Genomic DNA, 22,528 nt, shown 5'->3' with positions numbered 1-22,528 from the left:
TCACCCCAACCATCGCCCGTTGAAATGCATGTTTGTGATCACCAGCATGCCAGTCGGCGGTGCCGAAACGTTGCTGGTGAACTTGATGCGGCGAATGGATCCGAACGAGATCCAACCCGAAGTGATCTGCCTCAAGGAACCAGGGCCACTCGGGGTCGAAATCGCAGACGAGTTCCCCGTTCACAGTGACCTCATCGGTGGCAAATACGACATCGCCGTGCTGCCTCGACTGGCACGGTTGATGCGACGGCAAAACGCCGACGCCGTGATCACCGTGGGTGCCGGCGACAAGATGTTCTGGGGACGCTTGGCCGCGAAAATGGCTGGGGTTCCTGTGATCGCCTCTGCGCTGCACTCCACCGGTTGGCCCGATGGCGTCGGGCGTTTGAACCGTTTGCTCACCCGCATCACCGATGCGTTCATTGGGGTTGCCGAATCCCATGGTGAATTCCTCCGCACGTTTGAAAAATTTCCGCCGAACAAGGTCCACGTCATTCGCAACGGAGTGGATTGCGACCGCTTTCATCCTTCCGCCGAATGTCGCACGTCCCCCAATGTTCGCGAGGAACTCGGCGTGGCTGCCGACACACCCTTGATTGGAATCGTCGCGGCCTTGCGAAGCGAAAAGAATCATTCGATGCTGGTCCACGCGGTTGCCAAGCTGAGGGAGCTTCACCCCAAACTTCACACGATGATCATCGGAGAAGGCCCCGAGCGAGCGACGATCGAACCCTTGATCGATGAACTTGGACTCGCCGACCGAGTCCACTTGCTGGGCAATCGCAGCGACACCCCGCGTTTGCTCGCCGCGATGGACGTCTTCACGCTCTGTTCGCTCAATGAAGCTTCCCCCGTTTCGATTTTGGAAGCATTGGCCTGTGAAACTCCCGTGGTCGCAACCGACGTCGGCTCGATCTCTGAAACCGTTCTTCCGGGTAGGACCGGCGAATTGGTCCCCAGCGAAGACCTGGATTCATTCGTCGTCGCGATCGATCGGTTGCTGAACGATGACGACCTCCGTTCTGAAATGGGCCAAAACGGCCGCGAATTGGTGCAAGCCACCGGTTCGCTGCAATCGATGGTCGACGGCTACCAAAAGCTCGTGCATCAAATTTTCGCAAAAAAATCGCAACCCGGCCGCCGATCCACGGTCGCCAAGGCCAACCTGAGAACTCCATCGGCGGCCTACAAGGGTGCTTCGAGACTGCCGACTGGCTGAGTAAACTGGTCCCATGACACTGACCAGCCAGACCATCGTTCTGCTCGCCAAGATGTTCAGCGGCTTCACCGTTCGATGGGTGGATTGCCAGCCGGACACTTGCCAACGAATCTACTTTGCCAACCACACCAGCCACCTCGACGCGGTGGTTCTGTGGTCCGCATTGCCGCACGAAATCCGTTCGCTGACCCGCCCGGTCGCTGCCAAAGATTATTGGACAGGAAGCTGGTTCAAAGAACACATCGCGCGCAGTTTCAACGCGTTGCTGATTGACCGCAAAGAAATCAAGGTCCACAAAAGCCCGATCGACATCATGATCCGGCAAATGGGTGACCTGTATTCGCTGATTGTCTTCCCGGAAGGCAGTCGCTCGGCCGGCGAAGAAATGAGCGACTTCAAAAGCGGACTTTACTACTTGGGCAAGAAACGCCCGGACCTCGAACTGGTCCCCGTCTACATCGAAAACGTGAATCGCATCTTGCCACGAGGCGAGGTGCTGCCCGTCCCACTGCTCTCATGCATTACGATCGGTGCTCCAATCTTTTTGGAAACCGGTGAACCCAAAGCCGACTTTTTGCGCCGCGCTCGCCAGGCGGTGCTTCAACTCAAGGAAGTCTGACCATGTCGACCCCAATCAATGATCCCTTCCATTCCGGTTCACCACACGACCCAAATGCCGATCCCAATGTCGCGGTTCAGCCCGCGAAGAAATCCGGATGGGGATGCTTCATCTGGGGATGCTTGGGAACTCTAACCGTTGCGATTGTCGTGATGATCGCGAGCGGTTTCGGAGTTTACTACTTCCTGACCGGGCAAGTCGAAAAGTACACCGACACACAACCCGCCGACGTTCCCGTGGTCGAATGGGACGAAGAACGGCTGGATGAATTGCAGGCTCGCATCGACGCGTTCACCGAACAAGTCAAATCCGGCTCGCAAGAAGAATCCACCGACACGGACACCGATGGCAAAGTCGCAACCGACGACGCCGATGAAGCCGAAGGCACATCCGATGAATCGCTTGTCCCGGCCGAAGTCCCTCGAGAATTGCGTTTGACCAGCGAAGAAATCAACGCCCTGATCTCGTCCAACGAAGACCTTCGCGGCAAAGCGTTCGTCCGGATCGAAGATGGACGACTGTATGGCCAGGTCACACTGCCAACCGACCAAATCCCCGGCGGCAAAGGTCGCTACTTCAACGCCGACGCAGAGTTTGAAGTCTCGATGGACAACGGCGTCTTGGTCGTTCGCCTGACCAGTGCCAGCGTCAAAGGCGAACCCATCCCCGAGGCCTTCATGGAAGGCTTCTCTCAACAGAACCTCGCCAAAGACGCTTACGACGATGTCGAAACCGCGGAACTGCTGCGGAAATTTGACAAAATTGAAGTCGTCGACGATGCCATCGTGCTTCGTCTGCGAGACCCCAGTGCCGAAGACGCAGCCGACGGGGACGCAGCCGATGACGAAAGAGAGGCTGAAACGGACTCCGAGGACGCAACCGAGACTGCGGCAGAAGAACCGGTTGCCGCAGAGTGATCGGATGCTCGGCCGACACGCACCTTCAATCGCCTAAGGCACCAACCAGAACGCCTCACCGGCCGCTTGAAACTCATCCGGTCGAGTCCACCACTTCTCGCTCCGTTCGCCCGTCCAGCGGTCCGATACGGATTGAACTTTCCCGCGAACTTGACGCTCGATCTGGCTTTGCTGGATCAACCGATTTGCCAGCGCCCATTGATACCGAGCCTGCGGCACCACCGGCACACCACGAATGGCCAGCGACAGTGAACCGAGACGCAAGTCGTGCCAACGATCTGAATCATCGTCTTCCGAAACCGCCACCTGCCAAGCCTTCGGCAATTGATCGATCGCTGATTCGTGAACCTGCATCGACACTCGACTGCTGTGTGGCGAATACAACGCCCACGCCATCCAGTGATCCCAGTATCCGCTGCGTTCAAAAACGGGCATCACCCAAGCCATGGCCACGACCGCCCAAGCCAACCAACCCACCGAACGTGATTCAGGATCGGCAACCTGGTCAGCCGACGGTGCCGGGCCAGCGAACAACCACCACGCCTGAATCGCCATCCCAACGTTCCAAACCATCACTCCAGGACTGTGTCCCAGCCCCAATGGCGACAACACCACAAGCAAACCAAGGTGCATCGCGGTCGCCATCCACACACCCAACCTTCGCGTCCGGGGGCAACTCAGGGCCACAGCCACACACAGCTCGAACGCCGGAAAACTGGCTGCGGCAAACAATCGCGTGCGTACCGACCAAGCAGAGACATCAACGCCGAACCACTGCAGCGGAGCCCGAAGAAAGTCTTGCCCGACCGTATGCAAGAACTGAAAGTCAAACTTGCCCGCCGCGCTGAACACATACACGCTGATCGTCAGCAACCGAATCAAACGAAAGGTCGCCTCGGTCGACTGGCCCGACTCACTTCGCGGAGCCAGCGTGAACAAAACCGCGTAAAGAAACGACTGATAAACCCAAGGCTGCAATCGGTGTTGGTCCAACAGCACCGAGACCGCGAGTGACACAGCAACGATCGGCCACATCCACCGCAACTGACATCGTCCCGCGATCACCAGGCACGCAATCACAATCGCAAACGTGGTTGCGGTCGAGACCAGACGGATCGCTTGCTGCCCCAGACCGACGCTGCCTAGATCGCACAGGGGCACCATGGGGAAATCCCCCGTGCCCGTCCAACTCCCCGGCAACCACAACCGAAACGTTGCCGCCATCAATGCCAGCAACGCGATTGCCCAAAACGCTTCGAATCCGCCTCGTGTCCCTCTCGTCGCGACCACTACTCACCGCCTTCTGCGGCGGCCTGTTCCGCAACGGCGATCTGACGATAGGTTGCTTGCGTGGTCTTGTCGTGGCCTTGCACGATGATCGAGCCCGGTTCCAAACGAAGGCCGCGACGCGGGTTCTCATCCGCCTTGCGAGTGTCAACGACGTCGGTCACTTGGACTCCATTGACCCACGTTGCGAAGTGGTTGCCCTTGGCGACCAGCAAGATTGAATTCCAACGTCCTGGTTCACCTGCCACCACACGCGCGTCTTGGCGACGGAAGATCCCACCCGCACCACAATCGGCGGGCTTCAACGGATTGCCATCAATCAACTCGTTGCTGACTTGGCACTCGTAACCCATCATTTCGTCGCCGGGAATGGCGCGAAAAAACAATCCCGAATTGGACTTTGGATTGTCCATCTTGTAATCGGCCAGCATCACAAAGTCGCCAAACGCAGCGTCCGTTTCGAGCTGTTGTTTGCCCCCGTCGACGACCAAGTGGCCTTCGTCATTGATGCGGTACTCGCCGTCCATGCCTTCCCGAACGGTCCAACCTTCCAAGCCATCGGCCAACAGATTCTGCAGTCCCAACGGCCGCAACTGAATGTCTCGAAAAGCGATTCGACCTTCGCGATGCTGCAATCCGATGTAGCCCGATTTCGGTTGCGTCGCGTCATCCAGTTCACAGGTCACCGTCCCATCGATTGTGACTCGCAGTGTGGCACCGTCGCACAGGATGTTCATCGTGTGCCATTTTTCAGGGTCGGTGTCGAACGTCTCCCCTTTGGATCGCTGGACCACGCCACCGGTTGGAAACGGATTCGACGGCGGTGCAATGTTGACCTCATAGCAATCCGTCTTGACGCTCTGTGGATCCAACGTCGTGCGGACAAACACGCCTGAGTTCGTGTCTTCATCACACTGGAACTGCAACTCCAATTCGTAGTCACTCCACTGTGTCGAGGTGGTCAGCAAGCAATTCTCGCCTTGATCAGCCACGATGGATTCGTCTTCCACTCGGAAGTTGGCTTTGCCGCCAATGGCCCAACCAAACAACGTGTGCCCATCGAACAATCAAATCCAGCCTTGCGTGGTTCGGTCAATCGGAAGACGGCTGGCCAACAACTTCTCCGCGTCCGCTTCAAACACAGGTGGCTCAAACGAGACTTCGGCAGGATCCGAGGAGGGTTGTTTTGCGGCCTCACCTTCCCCCGTCGAGGCTGGTGCCTCCGTTGATGCAGACGACTCGGTCGCCGATTCCGTGGTGGAGGAGGAGCATCCGGGAAACATCATTCCGGCCAACAAGCAAACTGCCAGCGGGAAGACAAGAGACGAGCGTGCAACGATTCGGTTCATCATTTTCCAAACGATCCAGTGAATGCCAAGCAAAGAGTGCGAAGAAGAATCAGCGGTATCCGTACCGGTCAAAATAGTCGCTCCAGCGTTCCAGCAAGCGTTTTTCTTGCTCGGGATCCAACTGGTGCGTGTTGGTTTTGTATTGTCGATGTTCGTTGTCGGCCCAGTCCTGAATGTCTTCACTGACCGTGTCAAAATCGCTCAGACGCAGTGACTCGTAGATTTTCCTGAGCGTGTCCACCGGTTCCGCGATCAAATCTTCGTAGCGTATGTCGATGATGTGATGGTCATCGATTTCTTGCCGATCCGCGTGAAAGGAATCGTACATTTTGGTCAGACAAGTCAGCACGTACTCGTCCAAACCTTCTTCATTGCTGGTTTGCAGTGACTGCACTTCGTCCAAACTTCGCCACAACCGGCAGGTGCTTGGAAACAACGACCTGGGGTCGCGAGTGATGTGAACGAATTTGGCCTGCGGGAATGCGCGAGCCAAGTGACCGATTCGACCGGTGTGAGTGGGACTTTTGATCACCAGCGGCCGATTCGTCGAAACGCTGACACGCAACAAAAACGCACGCAGCGTCCCCAACCAATTTTCGCGTTCTTTCGCGGTGATGTCGTTCAGATCCAAGTACTCCATGTTGACCTGATTTTGTCGCGGGAATGCGATCCGGCGGTAGGGCGAAGGCAGCCCCAAGTTCATCAACGCGAATTCGTCTTCTTGAGGTCGATCCCAACCGGCATCCATGTTGTCCATCGGCCGTTTGCCAGGCAGCAACCACCCTGCGAATTTCCGAAAGAACCACTGCGTCACCAGAAAGTGCGAGGGCGCAAAGCACTGAAAAGTCGACGGACTGCTGAACCGTTCATCGCGAACCATCAATTCATGCAGCAGCGTCGTGCCGCTTCGCCAATGCCCCACAATGAACACAGGTGGCCCATGCAATTCCGCTTCTCGAAAACTCCGCGCGAACAAAACGTTCTGCAGCACCGTCAACAGCGTGTTGATGAACGTTGTCAGCGAAACGCTGATCACCATCGGAATTCGTGAGGGACTGATTTCGAAGTTGCCACTGCGCAACAACCGCCACCATGCCCCCGGCCGCATCCCATGCCAAAAACGGGGGCTGTAGAACGGGTAGGAGTTCAGCTTGTCCGGTTTGGAGGTCACCACTGGGGCGGAAGGCGTTGGAGAGACTTCGGGTTTCGAACTGGATTCCATGCGACTGGTTGCAAGAGTGCCGAAGTTGAGTGGAACGGTAGTAGACAGCGTGACACAAGAAGGAGGCATGCCAAGGTGCCTCGCGGTTCCGATTCGGCTCGCTAGAATACGCGTCCCAGCCGAATTGGCCTATCATCTGAATTGATCGAACCCAGATTTTTTGCGTGTTAAGAGCTTCCAAGTAGCCTGATCCGTCCTATCGAATTCAAACTTCCGCTCGGCCTCGCCGAATTCCGCCTTCTCCGCCCAATCTCTTCATGCCGTCTCCTAGCAAAGATCTCTCGATCGCGGATCTGCAACAGCACATCCACCGCATGTATTACGACAAAGACGTCGCGCGTGGTGTCGATGGCACGTTCATGTGGTTGATGGAAGAAGTTGGGGAGCTCTCCTCCGCCCTTCGGGGGGATGACCGAGAGAACTTGGCCGAAGAGTTTGCCGACGTCATCGCTTGGCTGTTCACGATTGCGAATGTGGCCGACATCGATTTGGCCGACGCGTTGTCCAAGAAATACGGCAATGGATGCCCTGGCTGCGGCCGATTTCAGTGCGAATGCAGCCTGAGCGAAAAACCATGAACTGCTGGAAATCACTTCCTCCACGCCGAACCAGTCCCCGCACCTGCCCCACTTGGCTAGCATTTTTGCTGGTCATCGTGTCATGCATCTTTGCACCCCACGGCACCGCTCAGGAATCAACGTCTCGCGAAAACGAGGCCAATTGGGCTGGAATCCAGGGCCACTACCGGGCCGGGCAGTGGACGGCGATTCGGCTGAAAACCGCGGCCGGTGAATCGACGTTTGACGATGCCATTCCGGTCAATCAACTCAACGATCTGGTGATTGAGACGGTGGTGGGTGACGGCGCAGTGGTCACCTATCAACAACCCAATCTGTCCGACGATTCTCCCTTCGCTCTGGCGATTCCGGGCAGCGAAGCGGCTCCGGTCATCATCCGATCCGGCGATCAGATCCTGGCCCGAACCCGGTTGCCTGAAACGGGTGTTCCCGCCAACGGGCCCTCCATGATCCCGTTGGGAATGCCATGGGTGATGGTTTTCGGCGACGCACTGTCGATCGACACCATCGGATTGAACGAACTTCTGAATCGTGCTGCCTCCGTTGCGGTGACACGCATCGAAGACCCTGCAGCGGTCCCGGATCATGCCTTGGCACTCAATGGCATCGACCTCTTGGTTGTCAACGCGGCTGGCATTCCGATTTTGAAAGAGCTGAGCCCTTCACAGCGCACCGCGCTCGCTCAATGGGTTCAAAACGGCGGCGAAGTCTTGCTGACTTTGGGCGAGAAAGCTGAATCGCTGCTGGAGACCGCCGATTGGTTGGCGGACTTGCTGCCCAGTGCAGTGGTCGAAGCCAAGACCACACGCTTGGATCCGTCTGGATTAGAAACCTTCACGAGCAGCCAAACGCGTCTGCCCCCATTCGAAGGCCTGCAACTCCCAAAAACATTTGGGCGAGACGGTTCTGGCGAAATGCTGATCACGGGCCGAACGAACCGCCGGGTCAGCCTCCCTTTCGCGGTTCGCTATGTGTCAGGATTTGGCCGAATCACGGTGCTTGCTGCGGACCTGGAATCTCCCAAGTTCGCCGAGTGGCCTGAACGAATGGACTTGGTCATGCTGTTGATCGGCGATTCACTGCGGCATGCCGACGAGGACAACGTCAGTGAAAGCGTTCGGCTGAGTGGTTTTGCCGACTTGGCGGGACAAACCCGCGCGACGCTGGATCGCTTCGAGCTCAAACGCCCGTTCAGCTTCGCGGTTCTCGCGGTCATCATCGGCTTGCTGATCGCTTTGGTCGGCCCGCTCGACTACTTGTTGATGCGAAAATTCAACCAGCGTGCCTGGATTGGCTGGCTGACATTCCCGGTGGTCTCCGTCGCCTTGTCGGCCGGACTCTGGATGGCCGCCCAGCCCAACATTCCGGAAAACGTCGCGACCAACGATGCATCGGACACCGCCCCTTCGGCCGCCGACGACGCGTTGCTTCGCACCAACTCCATCGAATTCGTGGACATCGATGCCGAATCTGGTTTCGGACGCTTGTTTCGCTGGGCGTTCGTTTATTCACACCCGTCCAACCGCGTTCGGATCGCGACACGAACGACAGCCGATACCAATGCGGTCGCCGACAAATTCCATCACCAAATGTTGGCCCCATTTGGAGCCCCGAGCCTCTCGATGGGCGGCATCCAAATTGAATCGTCCGGCGAATCCTGCAACGTGTTGCTGAACCAAAATGATCCAGCCTCGCCTTTGAGCAGCCAGATCGCGGGGATGCACCTGGCACCACGCAGCAGCAAATCGATCGCTCTGGAAACCCAGTTTTCGACCGACATGCAAGAACAATTGCTCCAGCGGCGTCGGGGCAGCGAACTTCTCAATGGCAAACTCGTCAACACGCTGCCCGTCGACTTGCTGGACGGCATGCTGATCTATCAAAACTGGGTCTACCTGCTTCCGACCCGACTCCCCGCCGGTTCGCAAATCGACGAAATTGACTCCCTTCGCCAGAAGAACTTTCGCTGGCAATTGTCTCGCCAGCGAGCCTTGGAAAGCAATTCGGAAGGCGAGTCATGGGACGTGACGGTCGTCGACCAACCGCGGCGTTTGGCAGAAATGCTGATGTTCCATGACGCGGTCGGCGGACCACGCTACACCGTGCTTCGCAACGAAGTGCTGGGGCATCTCGATTTCACTTCTCTGTTGACAGCGGACCGCTGCATTTTGGTGGGACGCTGCCAATCGCCTTGGTCGGAATTGGTGGTGACTCCTGAGACCGCCAATTCAAACCGCAGCTCCGAAACCGCTGAGTCGCTGGCGACTTCCGAGCAATCCAATTCCTACGTCCGTTTGATTTTGCCGGTCGAAGAAGTCCGGCGTTGATCGAATTCCCCCCGTTTGTTTCCCTTGTTCTGCATCGTGCCGGCTCGTGATCAAGACAGTTGACCTGACGAAAAAATACGGCGACGCATTCGCGATCCGCGCCATTGATTTGGATCTGGAAGCGGGCGATTTGTTCGGTTTCATCGGCCCCAATGGAGCTGGCAAAACGACGACAATGCGGATCATCGCCACGCTGTTGGAACCCAGTTGGGGCGAGGCCTACGTGTGCGGACACAGCGTTCACACGCAGCCCAAAGAAATCCGGCGGTTGGTCGGCTACATGCCCGATTTCTTCGGCGTCTACGATGACATGACCGTGGTCGAGTACCTCGAATTCTTTGCCGCCGCGTACCGAATTGGAGGCGAAGCTCGTCGCAAACGCGTCAACGAGATGCTGGAAGTCGTCGATCTGGACTTCAAACGCGACGCCTACGCCAACACGCTTTCTCGCGGACAAACCCAGCGTCTGGGGCTGGCGCGGACGTTGCTACACGATCCCCAAGTCCTGCTGCTCGACGAGCCGCTTTCAGGTCTCGACCCGCGAGCTCGGATTGAGATGCGAAACCTGCTACGCAGACTCGGCGAAATGGGAAAAACCGTGATCGTCAGCAGTCACATCCTGCCGGAACTCGCCGACGTCTGTAACAAAGTCGGGATCATCGACCGCGGCGAACTCAAACAGAACGCTCGCGTGACCGAGGTGATTCGCATGGTTCGCGAGCACACGGTGCTGATCATCCAGCCCAGCCAACGCGAACAAATGGCCCAAATCGCGAAGTTGTTTCAGGGGCATCCCCTGGTCCAGTCAACTCAGCCGGGCGACGACGCGGTGCGGGTGATTCTGAACAGCGACACGGACGACTACAGCGAATTGCCGAAATTGCTGATCGAAAACGGCATCGGACTGAAACGATTTGCCGAAGAAGAACTCGACCTCGAATCCGCCTTCATGGCGCTCACCAAAGGCACCAGCACCCGAATGTGACCCCCGCGGGAGCATCCCGGCAGACAAATTTGGTCGATTCGGGCCATTGGGTGCCATTCTGTAGCGATTCTGTGGTTGAGGCGTTTTGGGCGGGGTACTAAGTTACGCGGCATGAAATACCGCCAAATCGACCGAATTACCGAACTGACGCCCGGCCAACGCTTGGTCGGTGAACGAACCTTGGCAGCGGATGAAGAGTACCTGGCCGACCATTTCCCCCGATTCCCCGTCATGCCCGGCGTGATGATGCTCGAAGCATTGCATCAAGCCGCGGTGTGGTTGGTACGAATGTCTCCCGATTTTGATTCCGCTCTGGTCCTCCTTCGCGAAGCCAAGAGCGTCAAATTTGGTGATTTTCTGTCCCCCGGCGAGACGTTGACGGTGGAAGCCGAGATATTCAAACGCGACGGCGCGTTGACGATTGTCAAAGCGAAAGCCCGCAAAGGCGACCGAACGACCGTCTCAGCCCGCTTGGTACTGGAGAGTTGCTCTAGTGGCGACCCGGACCATCTTGGTACCGACGCGGACGTTCAACGACTCTCTCGCGAGCAATTTTTTTCCCTGTTCAGCGACTCCCCCGCCGCGATGGCCCTGCGTCGTCCCGGTGAAAACGTTTCGCCGACCATGACCCCTCACTCTGTTTGAAACACACTTAGGATTAGGAACGCACGATGGCGCTCTCAGAAGACGAAATTTTCACCAAAGTCCAAGAAGCTCTCGTCGACGCATTGGGTGTCGATGACGACGAAACCACTCGCGACGCCACTTTGGTGGGCGACCTCGGCGCCGAATCCATTGACTTCTTGGACATCGTGTTCAAGCTCGAAAAAGCTTTCGATATCCAAATCCCTCGCGAAGAATTGTCGCCAGAAGACATCCTGACCAACAGCCAATACGTCCAAGACGGCGTGGTCACCGCGGACGGAATGGCTGAACTGAAAAAACGCATGCCTTGGGCTGACCTGTCGAAATTCCAAGAAAACCCACGGGTTCAAGACTTCGGCAACCTGCTGACCGTCGGCGACTTGTGCAATTACGTCAACAGCAAAGTCAACCAGTAAGCATCCGCGTTACAACCGAAGGCAGCCTGCCATGCGATGGTTTTGGGTGGATCGCTTCACCGAATTTGTGAGCGGTTCTCATGCGTCCGGCGTGAAAAACGTCGCGTTGGACGAAGAAGTCGTTGACGATTACTGCCTCGGTCACACGATGCTTCCGCCGACGTTGATTATCGAGGGTCTCGCTCAGTTGGGCGGGATCCTGGTGCATGAGAAATTTGGCTTCTCCAAACGGGTCGTTTTGGCCAAAGTGGGCAGCGCCAAGTACTATGCACCGGCCCGACCTGGCGACTCGTTGCAGTACCATGTCAAACTAGAACGCACTCAAGACAGCGGCGCCACCGTCACTGGCACTAGCCACTGCGATGGTGAACTACAAGCCGAAGTTGACCTGATGTTTGCCTTTCTCGAAGAAGGCCACTTGGTCGATGGACCGCTTTTCAATCCAGGCGATTTGCTGGCCATGATGCGAATGATGAACTTCTTTCACGTCGCCGTCACGGCTGACGGAGAACCGATTCCCTTTCACGAAAATCTGTAAACATCCATGTCGTCGCGTCGCCGAGTCGTCGTCACCGGGATCGGTATGATCAACCCCATGGGTTGGGATGTCGCCACCGTTTGGTCTGGTCTACAAGCAGGCGGCAGTGGCGTTGCGCCCACCACGCTGTTTGATGCCAGTGGTTTCCCCACGCGAATCAGCGCGGAAATCAAAAACTGGGACATCACCCAAGCGGTCGAAGACGGTGAAAAACACGTCCAACGCGGACGACACACCCAAGTCGCCATCGCCGCCGCCACCCAAGCGATGAAAGACAGCGGCGTTCTGTCGACCATGAAAGACCCAACGCGATTGGGCGTGTACTTGGGCAGCGGGGAAGGCAACCAAGACTTCAACACCTTCAGCAAAATGATGGTGGCCGCACTCGAAGACGGCTCCTACGACCCAACCAAGTTCATCGCGGCAGGCTTGAACCTGCTGGATCCAGCCAAAGAACTGGAACAAGAACCGAACATGCCTGCGGCTCACCTGGCCGCTCGCTTCAACGCCCAAGGCCCGAATTTCAACTGCTTGACCGCTTGTGCAGCGAGCAGCCAAGCGGTCGGCGAAGCCACCGAAATCATCCGCCGCGGTGAAGCCGACGCGATGCTAGCCGGCGGAACGCACAGCATGATTCACCCGTTTGGCGTGACCGGATTCAACCTGCTGACCGCACTGAGCGAAAGCAACGACGATCCCACCAAGGCCAGCCGCCCCTTCGACGCCGGACGCAATGGCTTCGTCCTCGGCGAAGGCTCCGCCATGGTCGTGCTGGAAGAACTCGAATCCGCTAAGAAACGCGGGGCCACGATCTACGGTGAAGTCGCGGGCTACGGCACCACCGCCGATGCCTATCGCATCACTGACATTCCACCGGATGGTCACGGTGGGATCGCATCCATGCGAATGGCAATCGCCGACGCAGGTCTGAACCCCTCTGACATCGGTTACGTCAACGCTCACGGGACCAGCACCAAGGTCAACGACCGCGTTGAAACCAAAGCGTGCCGCGAAGTGTTCGGTGACAACGCCGATCAAACCCCAGTCAGCAGCACCAAAAGCATGATGGGTCACCTGATCGCTGCTGCAGGCGTGACCGAGATGATCGTCTGCCTGATGGCAATTCGCGATTCCGTTTTGCCGCCAACGATCAACCAAGAAACGCCCGACCCTGATTGCGATCTGGATTACGTGCCCAACGAAGCACGCCCCGCCACGATCACACATGCCCTGAACAACAGCTTCGGCTTCGGCGGCCAAAACGTGACTCTGTGTCTCAGTCGTTTCGACGGCTGACGCAGGCAGTGCCGTTTTTAGACGCCGCGTTTTCACACGGCGCCCCGAGGCAACGCGGCTTTGGCTTCAGTTCTGTACCACGGCCCAACGGGACGTTCGAAAAATAAATGGTGGCTGGCGTCTCGGTTTCGCCCCCGGATACGGCCGTCGTGCTTAGCTCGGGGCGGAAACCCCGAGAGACCGATGCCGGAAAGCAAACGGTCGCCCCCGGATGCGGCAGTCGTGGGAGTCCCTCGCTCACGCGTCGGGTTGAGATAGGTGGTCCTGGACGACGCTGACGGGCAAGAGTGCCCATCCTCCATGCGCTGAAACGTCGTTGTGGACTGAGGTGACAGGCACTTCTCTCGGCCCGGTATCAGGCCCGCTTCAGAACTTCCGATCGACTGCAAAATCAGCGATCGTCTTCAGCGACTCCAGCGCCGACGAAGGTGCGAATCCACTGATCGCTTCGATGGCATTGAGGCGATACGATTCCGCCACTTTTCGCGTGTAATCCGCTGCATCGCTCTTCCTCAGCAGTGGCATCACGCCGCCCAACCGATCCTCCGGCGGCAATCGCAACGCATCCAACGCAGCCGTCGCAACGGCCGGGTCATCGTGGCGAAGCAACCGAATCAGCGGCAATGTGATCTTGCCTTGCTGGAGATCCGTTCCCAATGTTTTGCCGACATCGTCGTCGTCGCCCCACAGATCCAGGAAATCGTCCGCGATCTGAAAGGCGATCCCAAGATCATTGCCAAATCGCGCGAACGCTTCGACTTGGTCTTCATCACCGCCACTGAGATCGGCACCGATCTGACATGACACACGCGTCAGTTCGGCGGTTTTGCCCCGAATGATGTCGAGGTAGGTTTCCTCGTCGATATCCAACCAATCGCGTCCGAGCACCTGACGCAGTTCCCCCTCGCAAACCTTCTGGGCGGCTTGTCCAACCAGGCGACACGCGAGAGTCGAAGGCAACGTTGCCGCTAGGTAAAAGCTCTGAGCAAACAGATAATCGCCCAACAGAATGCTGGTGTCATCGTTCCACCGAGCATTGATGGTTGGAACGTGCCGGCGAGTCGTCGCTTTGTCTAAAACGTCATCGTGAATCAATGTCGCAGTGTGAACCATTTCGACCACGGTCGCCATCACCACATGATCTTCGGTGGTGGCGGATTCCTCGGTCGTCAGCGGGTTCTTGGCTGTCCGGTCCGCGTGTGTTGCAGCCCCGGAAAGCAACAGCAACGCGGGTCGCAATCGCTTCCCACCAAGCTGGGTTCCGTGACGCAACACAGGCACCAATGCCTCGTATCGAGATTGCAATTCACGATGCAAACGAGCATCCACGGCTTCCAATGACTCCACAATCGGAGCGTAAATCGATCGCAGGGGACTGGATTCACCTGCGTCCAAAGATGAACGCGGATCGCCATCGGAAACATTGGCGGACAAATCGGATTGGTCCGCTCGCTTGGAAACATCGGACTTTGACGACGGTGGAACCACAGACCGATCCATGAAACGACTGGTGAAACAAAAGGGAAATGGAAAACCGCCAATCATCTGGCGACCGGGCGTTTATGAATACCCCCGTATGACTTAAACCGAACGCCGGGCCCGAGGACAACCTCGAATCACCGCAGGATTCCTGAAACGACGGAATCCTCTGCCGTCACGGTCCGGTCGCGGGCGTTCGTCGATACAAACCGCTCTTGCCGCCGGACTTCGACTCCAGTCGCACCTGATCGATCTCCATCGACCGGTCCACTGATTTCAGCATGTCGTACACCGTCAGGGCGGCGGTCGTGGCCGCGGTCATCGCTTCCATCTCAATGCCGGTCTTGCCTGTCGTTCGAGCCGTCGCAATGCAGCGCAGCGTCTGCCTGCCAGCCGCATCGACGTCGTCGGCGTCCGGATCCGCCCCCCACTCAAAATCGATCGAGACCGCTTCGATCGGAATCGCGTGACACAGCGGGATCAAGTGCGAGGTCCATTTGGCCCCGGAGATTCCCGCCAACCTCGCCACAGCTAAAACGTCGCCCTTTTTCGAATCGCCACGGCGAATGGCTTGAGCGGCATCGGCGGACATGCGAATCAACGCCGACGCAGCCGCCTCGCGAACCGTGGTGTTCTTTCCGCTCACATCAACCATGTGGACTTCGCCGGCAGCGTTGAAATGAGTCGATTGAGGATCGGGTTTCATGGCGGAGACCAAACAACGATTGCAATTGAAAGAAGGCGGGACTAACCAACAACAGCCAAGAAGCAAAACCAGTCCGCAGAGGCATCCGTTGAGAGCAACTTTAGCTGCCGCCCACATGAGCACAACCAAAGTGGGGCGCACATTCGGAGTCGCCGGGCTCAATCGAACCTGCCCGCTCGACGAGCCAGCTCCCGCGTGACGATCCTGGCGTTCGGAACGATGATTCCGCCACCTGAAGCCGCCGTGATCACCCAATCCGGGTGGGCGAGGGGAACCAAATCGTCATCCCCGGCATCCGATCAAAAAGATTTGGGAAAGTTTTTTTGGCGATGTTGATTGATGTTGACAAGCAAAACACGTGATTCGAGCAGTCGATTCGCTGATAGTGATTGTTCGCGATGAATCACATTAAAGAGTTGACCCGGATTTACTCGACACTATGTCTCGGAAGGGAGCAGTTTGGCTTCGGTTGAAACGCTCTCCGACACCCAGGGGGGAATTCTGGGAAAAGGTGCTTCGGTGTCTCACCACCGCGGGATGGGTTCGTCATGAGGACGAACCACGATCGCATCGGTGATTCCTAGCACTGCCAACGGGCGATCTCAGCCGATCGTTCCGCACCAACAAATCGTATTGCAGGAACCCAAGGTCAGGATGACGTTGGGGGAATTGAAACGAGTGCGATGTTGCGGAACGCTGGGCCGAGTGTCACTTGGGGGCTTTCTATGGTTCTTCCCGCCGATTGCACACCCATGCAGTCGTTTGAACAGACTCATTACATTTTCATCGCGAGAATCCCGAATCGGAAAGCGTTCAGCAGGACGCGAGCCGGCAGGCCCAGACCCAGCGTTTGACAGCCTCAACCACCATCAATCGGCGCACGACCCACCGTGAACAGATTGGTTCTCACCGAGCATTTTTCGTTGAGAGCGTGTGGAGGAGAACGAAGAACGAAAGAAGGGCCACAGGGGCAATGGTTACCGACGCACCATTGTTCCAAGGGAAGAATCAACGAGGCGTTTTGGAGCACCTAGTATGAAGGTCTTCACAACTGGACAGGTCGCCAAGATCTGTAAAGTTGCCCCACGAACTGTTAGTAAATGGTTCGATTCGGGGCGTTTGAAAGGCTACCGTATTCCTGGATCGCAAGATCGACGGATCCCGCGGGAGTATTTGATCAAATTCTTGAAAGAGCATGGTATGCCCTTGGGCGACCTGGAAGACGAAGCGATGGCAAAGTGCCTGATCGTTGCCCAGGATCAAGTTCTCATCGAGAACCTGAAGCGTGAATTGCCACCCGAGAAATCGTTCAAAGTCGCTGTTGCAGCCAGCGGATTTGAAGCAGGCATTCAAGCCGAAAGCTTCAACCCAGACTGCATCATCGTGGACTTCTCGATCGGCAAGATCGAAGCGGTTCAGATTTGCCAAAACCTGCGAAAGAACATCGATTTCACCGATATCGTGTTGATTGCGTTGCTGCCAGATGATGGCCAACCAATGAGCTTCGATCGCAGCAGCATCAACGAGACGTTCAAGAAACCGTTCGACGCCCACTTGTTGGCAGAACGTTTGCGAACCCTCGTCGGAGCAAAGAAGGAGTTGGTCTAAGACCAACTTTGATGGGCCTCTGTGCCACCCCGCCTCGACGCCCTTCATGCGAACCCGCTCGCATGAAGGGCGTTTTTTCGTTGGCACATGCCCTCATCAACCATTCGCCATCATCGACGAATGGGTTGCGTGAACAAAACACTTGGCACATCGCAACTTTCTTGCGACCCAAATTTGCGTCCCCTCTCTGGGATCGATAAAACCATGGTCGATTGTTCGCGTTCGTCCATTGGAATCATCGAGGTCAGCCATGCGCCACGGGAAGACGATGTGCTCGAGAAGTGTGTGGATTCTCTTCGCTTGCTTCGCGAGCACCTGTTTGTCGCCAATCCTGGCGCAGGACACGACGGAGAAAGCCCCTCGGCTCGTCAGTGGTGCCGCGGTTACCGGCACCATCGTGATGCCGGACGGCAGTCCCGCTAACTCCGCCACCGTCTTTCTCCTGGAAAGCAACGGACGCTCGTTCCGTTTGCCCACCCATCCGTTGAGAACGAAAACCCAACCGGACGGAACCTTTCAGTTCGACGACGTGCCCGTCGGCAGACATCGCTTGTGGGCTGAGACGGATCAATTCACGACGCTGGCTGAGAAACTGCGAGGCGCCATCATCCACGTCGAAGCAGAACCGCCGAGCGAACCCAGCGACATCGAATTGAATCTGCATCCGGGCTGTGGCTACGACGTGGCCGTGCACGACGCCGAGACGGGGCAACCAATCCCTGACGCACGGATCTCGTTTGGCTGGACCGACATCGTTCGCGAATATGTGACCGGCGAGAACGGCATCGCGAAGCCACGAAACTTGGCGATCTCAGATTGGTACTTCATCGCCCGAGCGGATGGCTACGCCACCAAGTTCCTCAAAACATCCAAGCAAGAACTCGGAACCGTCCTCCCGCTTCGGTTTGACTTGGACCGTGGCGGGAAGCTGGTCGGCATTCTGCGAGACGGGAACGAGCAACCCATTGCCGACACCAAAGTTTCGATCAGTGCCACATCACGTGGGATGGAACCTGGCTACGGATCGACTGTCACAAATGCAGCCGGCGAGTTTTCGTTCGACGGTTTGCCCGTCGACAAAACGTTCCAACTTTTCGCGAGCAAGGACGGTTACCTCCGCGCCAACCATGAATGCGTGGTAACGTCGGCGGAAGGATCGACTCAAGCCGATTTTGTGATGCTGAAACGTCCCTATGGCGGCGACGTCCGCGTCACCGTGCTCGACGAGGATGGCGAACCGCTGCCGGGGGCAAAGCTGACGAATCGAGGCAACAGCACCGCAGACACTCTCTCCGGAGAGACCAATGAGGAAGGTATCTGCCTGCTGCAAAATTTGTACGCCGGCTACGCGGGGTGCCAGGTGACGGTCAAGGCAGATGGCTACATCGCTGTGCAGCACGGCATCGAACCGGGAACCATCGAATCACCTGCACAACTCACGGTCAGCCTTCAGCCTGGCAAGACGCTTCGCGGCAAAGTGATTCTTCCCAGCGGTGCCCCAGCGTCCAAACTGACCGTCTATCACGATGGCGGCGAGAACCCCTTCAACGGTCTGGGAGGCCGAGTTGAAACCGACGCCGATGGCAAGTTCGAAATTCGCGGACTGGAATCTCAAACCACACTGACCCTTTCAACGCCTTCAAAGTATGCCCCGGTTCGAAACCTCCTCGTCCAAGTCATTGACGAAGAGTTTGAACTTCCACTGCAAGCCGCTGGCGTCCTGATCGCACGCGCGGTGGACGCGGAAACCAATGCTCCCATTGCCAGCTTCAATGTCAAACTCGGGTTCTGCGAAGACAGGCGACCTGGCGACCCTCGTCCAGGAGGAATCTCCTCGGGTCTGACGCGTCAGGGCGAAAACATTCAGGGCACCCAAAAGGAGTTTCGCCTGAACGGCCAGATGCCGGGCACGCCGTACAAACTGATCGTTTCTGCGGATGGCTACGAAACCAAGATCATCGAAAGGGCCGAAGTCCAATCAGCAGAAGCGGCCGAAACGCTGGACGTGCCTCTGAAACGCCTGCGGGCAGAAGACTACCACTCCGTCGCCGGCCAACTGCTCGACTTCGAAGGAAAACCCATCGCCGGTGCGTCGATACGATTGCTGGTTGGCAAAGCTGTCCCACAACCGATGGGCAACGGCCGGATGCAGGGCTGGCGTTTTTATCACTGGGGGTTGCTACGACGCGACGACATTGAAAACCGAGACCAATGTTTGCAGGTTTTTAAAACCACCAGTGACACCGACGGCCGATTCGAGTTCACCGGCGTCCGCAAGGAGACTCCGTGGCTGGAGTTGTTTTACTTCGGTACGAATTTGATGTCGCAGCGTTACTCGAACCTGCGGAATTTTTCCGACCTGGAACTCACCGACTTGGTCTTCCAAGCCGAAGCCCCCGCCAGTCTGACGGTCGAGCTGGACCTGAACGATTGGCCGACCGCAGACTCAGTCACATTGCAAGCGAAAGATTACGTCAACGGCCAAAACGCGGTCGATTTGGCTTTCGAGAGTGAATCAAAAAAGCTGGTTGATGGGGCCCCACTCGTCTTCTCAAATCTTCCCTCCGGCACCTATTCCGTTCTCCTCCGGGCCAAACCAGTGCCTGTCGGGAATGGTGGCTACCGTATCCAATCGGTTCACCAGCAAGCGATCACGATTGAACCGGGACGTGAACACGAGCTCGAACTGACAAAGTGACTGAACCGTGCGTTCGCGGAAATCGGCCGTGGAAATCGGCGATCATCATCAGGCTCTGAACGCTTTCGCGTTTGGCTCCGCCGCGACTGAGACGCCTCGTTTTGAGTTTCGGACGAAGCGGCTACACTAACGCGTCGCGACGGACGACGATCCCTTGCATCATTGATCCGCCCTAAGCTGCTTTTGTGAAATTGCGATTTCTCGCGAGCCGTGCCCGCCTTCCCCCCGTGACTTCATGGCCCATCTCACCGCTTCCATCGACGGCAACCCTTCGGGCACGTTTCAGTTAGACCGAGACGAAATGCAAGTGGGACGTCACCCCGATTGCGACATTGTGGTCGACGCTGGAGCCGTCAGCCGCTTCCACGCGAAAATCGTCAAAACGGGCAATGAGTTCGCCGTCGAAGACGCCGGCAGCCGCAACGGAACATTTGTCAACGGCCAACTGCTTTCCCGACCGCACGTGCTCTCCGAAGGCGACCGGATTCGAATCAGCGAGGTCATGCTGGTCTTTCACGGCGATGAAGCACCGGGATTTGCCAGCGGAAGCGGCAGTGGCGAAATGACCTTCGATGGATCCAACTTCGGGATCTTGATGGTCGATGAGACTCACGCGAAGCAAATCACCGGCCCGAAAGTCGAATTCCGTTCCGGAGATGACGGGCTGAAAATGTCAGCGACGGCGGAAGCCAAACTGGCCGCCTTGATCGCCATCAACAGCAACCTGACCGGTGCGATCTCCGTCGACGATGTGCTGCCCAAAGTGCTCTCCAGTCTGTTTCAGATTTTCCCGTCCGCCGACCGCGGCTTTGTGGTCATGGAAACACCCGACGGAGCATTGGTCCCACGCTGGGTCCAATTGCGAAACAAGACCGACGACACCGAAACGATTCGCATCAGCCGAACCATCATTCGTCAAACCATGGAAACCGGCCACACGATCCTGTCGCTCGACGCGATGGACGACAGTCGGTTTGATAGCAGCGAATCGATCGCTGACTTTTCGATTCGTTCGATGATGTGTGCGCCACTGCACGACGAAGATGGGAAAGCCATCGGTGCGTTGCAAATTGACTCCACCCAAGGTCGGGGCCAATTTCGAGACGAAGACATCGACTTGCTGACCGGCATCGCAGCCCAATCCAGTGTGGTGATCAACAACGCTCGCATGCACGAACGAGCTCTACGACAACAAGAAGTCGAACAAGACCTCAAACTCGCGACCGAAGTCCAGCGAGCCTTCCTTCCCGCCAAAGCGCCAACGGTCCCGACCTATCATCTCGAAAGTTTTTACCAGGCAGCCAATCACATCGGCGGTGACTACTTCGATTATGTCGACCTACCAGATGGACGCCTTGCCGTCGTCGTCGCCGATGTTGTCGGCCACGGTGTCGCCGCCGCGATGTACATGGCAAAGCTATCCGCGGAGACTCGATTTTGCCTCGCCAGCGAACCCAATCTTGCTCGCGCAGTGGAACGTCTCAACGATCGCATGAGCGCACTCGAAGTCCAACGCTTCGTGACGTATCTGCTGGTCGTGATCGACCCGAATTCCAATGAACTCAAGATCGTCAACGCGGGGCACATGCCTCCGATCGTTCGCGATGCAGCGACCGGAAAAATCAGTGAACCGGGGGAGGAAGATTCGGGTTTGCCCATCGCCATCGACGAGGGAATGGAATACGCGGTGACGACCGTTCCCATGCACGCTGGCGACCTTGCCGTGATGTACACGGATGGCTTCAGCGAAGCACTCAACGCTGATGAAGAAGAATGGGGCACCGATCCAATTCGTCAAACCATCCTCGACGCAGCCCCCTCTGACGAAGACGACGAACCGCTGGCCAAAGTCGTCAAGGGTGAAATCGTCCGGCAAGCGTTTGAGCACATGGGCAGCGCGGTGCAGTTCGATGACATGTGCCTCGTCATCATTGAACGAACCGAAGATGCCGCCGGAGACAAACCACGCAACCCGCCCGCCGTCGCTGATTCCGATGAAGGACCATCAGGTTCTTCCAAACAATCCGAAACGATCAACGAGCTGGATATCAATGACACCTTGCCAGCCGATCTGGCAGGGAACAACGAGTGACATTCGACGAAGGTCTTGACGACAGTCATTGCTTGGATGTCCTCTTGTTCGCCAACACAGAACACTAGTCGCTTTCTTAAACACACCACACATCATGACGAAGACAACCTGCCGCTGGGGTATTTTGGGTGCTGCGAACATCGCTCGCAAAAACTGGAAAGCGATCCGGATGAGCGGGAACGGAGTCGTCGCCGCGGTCGCCAGCCGTGACGTCCAACGAGCCGAAGCGTTCATCCACGATTGCTCGTTGGAATGCCCACCCGTGATCACGGCCCCCGATGGCTCCGCCGAACTGACTCGCCCCGAGGCGATGGGCGATTACCAAGCGATGCTGGATCGCGATGACATCGACGCTGTGTACATCGCCGTCCCCACAACGCATCGCAAAAAATGGGTGCTCGCTGCGGCTGCGGCTGGCAAACACGTGATCGCCGAAAAACCGTTTGCGGTTCACAGCGACGATGCCAACGAGATGGCAGATGCCTGCCGCGAAGCCGGCGTGAACCTCATGGATGGCGTGATGTTTGATCACTCCAATCGATTGCCT

The 22,528-nt window shown here is 57.2% G+C and carries 21 protein-coding genes; 15 read left to right on the top strand and 6 right to left on the bottom strand.

Going from position 1 to position 22,528, the window contains the following annotated elements; all coding sequences use genetic code 11:
• The first annotated feature begins 28 nt into the window (after positions 1-28).
• From ACF8AM_RS03940 to ACF8AM_RS03930, 3 genes are read left to right on the top strand one after another with little or no spacing between them, the layout of a single operon-like run.
• On the top strand, positions 29-1,219 hold the full coding sequence (locus tag ACF8AM_RS03940) for a glycosyltransferase family 4 protein (protein ID WP_392554385.1): 1,191 nt from the start codon (positions 29-31) through the stop codon (positions 1,217-1,219).
• A 13-nt stretch (positions 1,220-1,232) separates the two neighbouring features.
• On the top strand, positions 1,233-1,838 hold the full coding sequence (locus ACF8AM_RS03935; RefSeq protein WP_392554379.1) for a lysophospholipid acyltransferase family protein: 606 nt from the start codon (positions 1,233-1,235) through the stop codon (positions 1,836-1,838).
• Between the two features lie 2 nt (positions 1,839-1,840).
• On the top strand, positions 1,841-2,755 hold the full coding sequence (locus ACF8AM_RS03930; RefSeq protein ID WP_392554378.1) for a hypothetical protein: 915 nt from the start codon (positions 1,841-1,843) through the stop codon (positions 2,753-2,755).
• Positions 2,756-2,788: 33 nt separating this feature from the next.
• Here ACF8AM_RS03930 and ACF8AM_RS03925 read toward each other — a convergent pair whose 3' ends face one another.
• The 4 genes from ACF8AM_RS03925 to ACF8AM_RS03910 are packed head-to-tail and all read right to left on the bottom strand — an operon-like array spanning position 2,789 to position 6,613.
• Complete coding sequence (locus tag ACF8AM_RS03925) at positions 2,789-4,045, bottom strand: hypothetical protein (protein WP_392554377.1); 1,257 nt, start codon at positions 4,043-4,045, stop codon at positions 2,789-2,791.
• The gene (locus tag ACF8AM_RS03920) at positions 4,045-5,109 is read right to left on the bottom strand and encodes a DUF1080 domain-containing protein (RefSeq protein ID WP_392554376.1); all 1,065 of its coding nucleotides are present in this window, start codon (positions 5,107-5,109) and stop codon (positions 4,045-4,047) included. Before ACF8AM_RS03920 ends, ACF8AM_RS03925 begins: the two co-directional genes overlap by 1 nt.
• Positions 5,110-5,394 carry a hypothetical protein gene (locus tag ACF8AM_RS03915; protein ID WP_392554375.1) on the bottom strand — a complete coding sequence of 95 codons (285 nt, stop codon included), beginning with the start codon at positions 5,392-5,394 and terminating at the stop codon, positions 5,110-5,112. It lies immediately after the preceding gene.
• A 46-nt stretch (positions 5,395-5,440) separates the two neighbouring features.
• The gene (locus tag ACF8AM_RS03910) at positions 5,441-6,613 is read right to left on the bottom strand and encodes a sulfotransferase family protein (RefSeq protein WP_392554374.1); all 1,173 of its coding nucleotides are present in this window, start codon (positions 6,611-6,613) and stop codon (positions 5,441-5,443) included.
• Between the two features lie 257 nt (positions 6,614-6,870).
• Here ACF8AM_RS03910 and ACF8AM_RS03905 point away from each other — a divergent pair, with 257 nt between their 5' ends.
• The 7 genes from ACF8AM_RS03905 to ACF8AM_RS03875 all read left to right on the top strand — a co-directional run bounded on the left by ACF8AM_RS03905 (position 6,871) and on the right by ACF8AM_RS03875 (position 13,398).
• A complete protein-coding gene (locus ACF8AM_RS03905) occupies positions 6,871-7,191 on the top strand; it encodes a MazG nucleotide pyrophosphohydrolase domain-containing protein (RefSeq protein WP_392554373.1) in 321 nt (106 codons plus the stop codon).
• Positions 7,188-9,518: a hypothetical protein gene (locus ACF8AM_RS03900; protein WP_392554372.1), complete on the top strand. Its 2,331-nt coding sequence runs from the start codon at positions 7,188-7,190 to the stop codon at positions 9,516-9,518. The genes ACF8AM_RS03905 and ACF8AM_RS03900 overlap by 4 nt, the downstream gene beginning before the upstream one ends.
• A 46-nt stretch (positions 9,519-9,564) precedes the next feature.
• On the top strand, positions 9,565-10,503 hold the full coding sequence (locus tag ACF8AM_RS03895; protein WP_392554371.1) for an ABC transporter ATP-binding protein: 939 nt from the start codon (positions 9,565-9,567) through the stop codon (positions 10,501-10,503).
• A 111-nt stretch (positions 10,504-10,614) separates the two neighbouring features.
• Positions 10,615-11,148, top strand: a complete 534-nt coding sequence (locus ACF8AM_RS03890; RefSeq protein WP_392554370.1) for a 3-hydroxyacyl-ACP dehydratase FabZ family protein — start codon at positions 10,615-10,617, stop codon at positions 11,146-11,148.
• A 26-nt stretch (positions 11,149-11,174) separates the two neighbouring features.
• On the top strand, positions 11,175-11,564 hold the full coding sequence (locus tag ACF8AM_RS03885) for an acyl carrier protein (protein ID WP_099260043.1): 390 nt from the start codon (positions 11,175-11,177) through the stop codon (positions 11,562-11,564).
• A gap of 31 nt (positions 11,565-11,595) precedes the next feature.
• Positions 11,596-12,102 carry a 3-hydroxyacyl-ACP dehydratase FabZ family protein gene (locus ACF8AM_RS03880; RefSeq protein WP_392554369.1) on the top strand — a complete coding sequence of 169 codons (507 nt, stop codon included), beginning with the start codon at positions 11,596-11,598 and terminating at the stop codon, positions 12,100-12,102.
• 6 nt (positions 12,103-12,108) lie between these two features.
• The gene (locus ACF8AM_RS03875) at positions 12,109-13,398 is read left to right on the top strand and encodes a beta-ketoacyl-[acyl-carrier-protein] synthase family protein (protein ID WP_392554368.1); all 1,290 of its coding nucleotides are present in this window, start codon (positions 12,109-12,111) and stop codon (positions 13,396-13,398) included.
• A 366-nt stretch (positions 13,399-13,764) separates the two neighbouring features.
• On the opposite strand, the gene ACF8AM_RS03870 is transcribed toward ACF8AM_RS03875, so the two are convergent.
• Entirely contained in the window at positions 13,765-14,745 is a 981-nt protein-coding gene (locus ACF8AM_RS03870) for a polyprenyl synthetase family protein (RefSeq protein ID WP_392554384.1), read from the bottom strand.
• A gap of 307 nt (positions 14,746-15,052) precedes the next feature.
• On the bottom strand, positions 15,053-15,583 hold the full coding sequence (gene moaC / locus ACF8AM_RS03865; protein WP_392554367.1) for a cyclic pyranopterin monophosphate synthase MoaC: 531 nt from the start codon (positions 15,581-15,583) through the stop codon (positions 15,053-15,055).
• A 1,035-nt stretch (positions 15,584-16,618) separates the two neighbouring features.
• On the opposite strand from moaC, the gene ACF8AM_RS03860 reads away from it, so the two are divergent.
• The 5 genes from ACF8AM_RS03860 to ACF8AM_RS03840 form a co-directional block, all read left to right on the top strand.
• Positions 16,619-17,191 (top strand): helix-turn-helix domain-containing protein, encoded by a 573-nt coding sequence (locus ACF8AM_RS03860; protein WP_007329551.1) that lies wholly within the window; start codon positions 16,619-16,621, stop codon positions 17,189-17,191.
• Positions 17,192-17,395: 204 nt separating this feature from the next.
• Positions 17,396-17,614: a hypothetical protein gene (locus ACF8AM_RS03855; protein ID WP_392554366.1), complete on the top strand. Its 219-nt coding sequence runs from the start codon at positions 17,396-17,398 to the stop codon at positions 17,612-17,614.
• 61 nt (positions 17,615-17,675) lie between these two features.
• Positions 17,676-19,889: a carboxypeptidase regulatory-like domain-containing protein gene (locus ACF8AM_RS03850; protein WP_392554365.1), complete on the top strand. Its 2,214-nt coding sequence runs from the start codon at positions 17,676-17,678 to the stop codon at positions 19,887-19,889.
• Between the two features lie 235 nt (positions 19,890-20,124).
• Complete coding sequence (locus ACF8AM_RS03845; protein ID WP_392554364.1) at positions 20,125-21,981, top strand: SpoIIE family protein phosphatase; 1,857 nt, start codon at positions 20,125-20,127, stop codon at positions 21,979-21,981.
• 94 nt (positions 21,982-22,075) lie between these two features.
• Positions 22,076-22,528: Gfo/Idh/MocA family protein (locus tag ACF8AM_RS03840; protein WP_392554363.1), on the top strand; the 453-nt coding region annotated here is incomplete at its 3' end.

This window comes from Rhodopirellula sp. JB055, assembly GCF_043100905.1.
In the GTDB taxonomy this organism is placed as follows: domain Bacteria; phylum Planctomycetota; class Planctomycetia; order Pirellulales; family Pirellulaceae; genus Rhodopirellula.
This window is presented reverse-complemented; position numbering and strand designations above follow the sequence as displayed.

Coding starts and splice junctions, on each gene's coding strand:
- ACF8AM_RS03940 (WP_392554385.1), top strand. CDS start 29: ATGTTTGTGATCACCAGCATGCCAGTCGGCGGTGCCGAAACGTTGCTG.
- ACF8AM_RS03935 (WP_392554379.1), top strand. CDS start 1,233: ATGACACTGACCAGCCAGACCATCGTTCTGCTCGCCAAGATGTTCAGC.
- ACF8AM_RS03930 (WP_392554378.1), top strand. CDS start 1,841: ATGTCGACCCCAATCAATGATCCCTTCCATTCCGGTTCACCACACGAC.
- ACF8AM_RS03915 (WP_392554375.1), bottom strand. CDS start 5,394: ATGATGAACCGAATCGTTGCACGCTCGTCTCTTGTCTTCCCGCTGGCA.
- ACF8AM_RS03910 (WP_392554374.1), bottom strand. CDS start 6,613: ATGGAATCCAGTTCGAAACCCGAAGTCTCTCCAACGCCTTCCGCCCCA.
- ACF8AM_RS03905 (WP_392554373.1), top strand. CDS start 6,871: ATGCCGTCTCCTAGCAAAGATCTCTCGATCGCGGATCTGCAACAGCAC.
- ACF8AM_RS03900 (WP_392554372.1), top strand. CDS start 7,188: ATGAACTGCTGGAAATCACTTCCTCCACGCCGAACCAGTCCCCGCACC.
- ACF8AM_RS03890 (WP_392554370.1), top strand. CDS start 10,615: ATGAAATACCGCCAAATCGACCGAATTACCGAACTGACGCCCGGCCAA.
- ACF8AM_RS03885 (WP_099260043.1), top strand. CDS start 11,175: ATGGCGCTCTCAGAAGACGAAATTTTCACCAAAGTCCAAGAAGCTCTC.
- ACF8AM_RS03880 (WP_392554369.1), top strand. CDS start 11,596: ATGCGATGGTTTTGGGTGGATCGCTTCACCGAATTTGTGAGCGGTTCT.
- ACF8AM_RS03875 (WP_392554368.1), top strand. CDS start 12,109: ATGTCGTCGCGTCGCCGAGTCGTCGTCACCGGGATCGGTATGATCAAC.
- moaC (WP_392554367.1), bottom strand. CDS start 15,583: ATGAAACCCGATCCTCAATCGACTCATTTCAACGCTGCCGGCGAAGTC.
- ACF8AM_RS03860 (WP_007329551.1), top strand. CDS start 16,619: ATGAAGGTCTTCACAACTGGACAGGTCGCCAAGATCTGTAAAGTTGCC.
- ACF8AM_RS03855 (WP_392554366.1), top strand. CDS start 17,396: ATGGTCGATTGTTCGCGTTCGTCCATTGGAATCATCGAGGTCAGCCAT.
- ACF8AM_RS03845 (WP_392554364.1), top strand. CDS start 20,125: ATGGCCCATCTCACCGCTTCCATCGACGGCAACCCTTCGGGCACGTTT.